The organism is Microvirga sp. P4_G7, from assembly GCF_056401005.1.
The window spans coordinates 1-2,086 of record NZ_JBFUKD010000647.1 but is presented as its reverse complement, the minus strand read 5'-3'; the positions used below and the strand labels follow the sequence as shown (position 1 = coordinate 2,086).

At 49.7% G+C, this 2,086-nt stretch carries 2 protein-coding genes; one reads left to right on the top strand and one right to left on the bottom strand.

Annotated features, from left to right (window positions below):
- Positions 1-795 (bottom strand): hypothetical protein (locus AC1DT3_RS19060; protein ID WP_477466789.1); only part of this gene is annotated, 795 nt, incomplete at its 3' end.
- 322 nt (positions 796-1,117) lie between these two features.
- Here AC1DT3_RS19060 and AC1DT3_RS19055 point away from each other — a divergent pair.
- Positions 1,118-2,086 (top strand): AAA family ATPase (locus AC1DT3_RS19055; RefSeq protein WP_477466788.1); only part of this gene is annotated, 969 nt, incomplete at its 3' end.

The window sequence follows — 2,086 nt, the reverse complement described above, 5'->3', positions numbered from 1 at the left end:
GTCGTAGAGTGATGGATGAATCGCTCCGTTATCGAAAACAAGCACTTGCAGCAACGGCACCAAGTCACGCCGGAGCAATCCCTGAAAAAGGAATAGCTCGATTGGGGACTGCGCCCCCCAGATACGCCGAGGCTTAATTTCGGTGAACGGCTTGTACAGCAGCTTTGCGCGATGCTTTCGATATTTCTCTTCAGCTCTCTCATTCGGAAAGCCTATTTTGGTTTCTAAGACATCAGTCGGATCGTAGGATTTGGCGAGGAAAAACTGACCAATGACAATTCCTAGTTCGTCGAGAAAACAGCCGAACGGCGTTTCTCCGATAAACAGACCCAGTGGGCCGTGAAGGCCAAAGTTGCCGGAAAACGGATCAAAGCCTGCATAACAAGGTTCAAACTCCTTGAGGTTTTTCTGTGAATCCAGTTTGGAGACAAGATCAATACTTCTCTCGTCAACGGCCCCGCGTTTGGAGGCCGGCATCATAGAGAGCGAATAGGGGATCGCGACAGTTACGCCATCAACCTCTTTCAGATGGGCGACATTGAGGACAAGGGAAATCATCTGGAAGACCCCTCCCTTCTCTCTGAAGAGTTCGATCTCACCTGCCGATGGCATGTCATGCAATATACCGCCTGCCGCTTTGGTCATCTCGCGAGTGACTGGCTGAATGCCTCCTAAGGGGCCGAGTGCACGACGCACCAACTCCGGCAGCGAACCGAAATCTACGGCAAAAGGCTTTGTCGGGAGCTTCTTGTAATCGTCCTGATTAAGCAGGCTGTTTGGTCGGTTATTGATCATCAACCTCTCATGTACTTGTAACTTACATCGGACAGTCCATAGGAACTGCATTTCTGCTCCACTGATGCACTCGAGATTTTCATGCAAGGGCGGTACTTATGAGGCCTCCAGGATAGACCCCGTGGTATGGGCACAGCATTCCGGCAAGAGTAGACGCAACGTAGCAATTTGAGCGCCAGAGCGCCAACCCTGAGAGGCATGCGGGCAAAGCAATTGTCTACCCATGAGGGCTAGACCCAAGCCCCAGGTTGGTCTACCGCAACCAAATATCCAGAAGAAAGTTACCTCAAGGTATCATTTTGGTTGCCGGAGAAGATCAAAAATGTCAAATTACAAGCGTGATACGTTGCCTGGAAACCATAAAATGGTTTCCGGACACCGGGTTTCGGGGGACGAAATGAGCCGAGATGTACTTCAGCCTAGCTACGCTCCTAGTCTAGGCGAGAACTCGCAGACTGCAGGGAAGTGGTTTGCCGACCTGGTAGATGTCGCTCTCTCGGGCAATCAGGACGCAGTTCGACAAATTGGAAATCTTTTTGCCCGTGAGTACCGCGGCTCTGATAGACGCGAAATTCAGGGACGGATTAGTTCGGCCATGCAACGTAGAGCGGTATCTCTTAACGAGGTGCGCTCCGTAAATCAGCTTCCAGTAGATGGCAAATCCAGAGTTCCTCTGATCGAAGAGCAACCCTGGCCAACCATGCCGCTTCTGCTGGGCGAGCAGTCGGAAGCTGCTTTGGCCCGATTCGTGGCAGAGGCATTGAATTCTAAGAAGCTCTCTGAAGCCGGCCTTGGATCTCGACTAAATCTCTTGCTTTCTGGACCGCCAGGGACAGGAAAGACATTTATAGCCGGCCATATTGCTGCGCGATTGGGTCTTCCGTTTTATACCGTAAGGTTAGATACAGTAGTATCGTCTTTACTGGGAGATACGGCTAAAAATATTCGCGCTTTATTCGAGTTTGCTTCAAATGGTTCTGGATTTATTTTTCTTGACGAAGTTGATGCAATAGCTAAACGTCGCGACGATCAAAAAGAACTTGGAGAAATCAAGCGGGTTGTTAACACTCTTATTCAGGGGCTGGATTTAATCAACGATAGAACTGTTGTTGTGGCCGCTACTAATCACGCTCATCTTCTCGATCCAGCAATATTTCGCCGGTTCCCATATCAGATCAATATCGATCTGCCTGAACCAGACTTGAGAGAGTCATTGTGGTTCCTTTACTTGGACCTGACGGAAGGGCGTATTGAGGCGTCTATTTTAAGTGCAATCTCAGAAGGACTATCT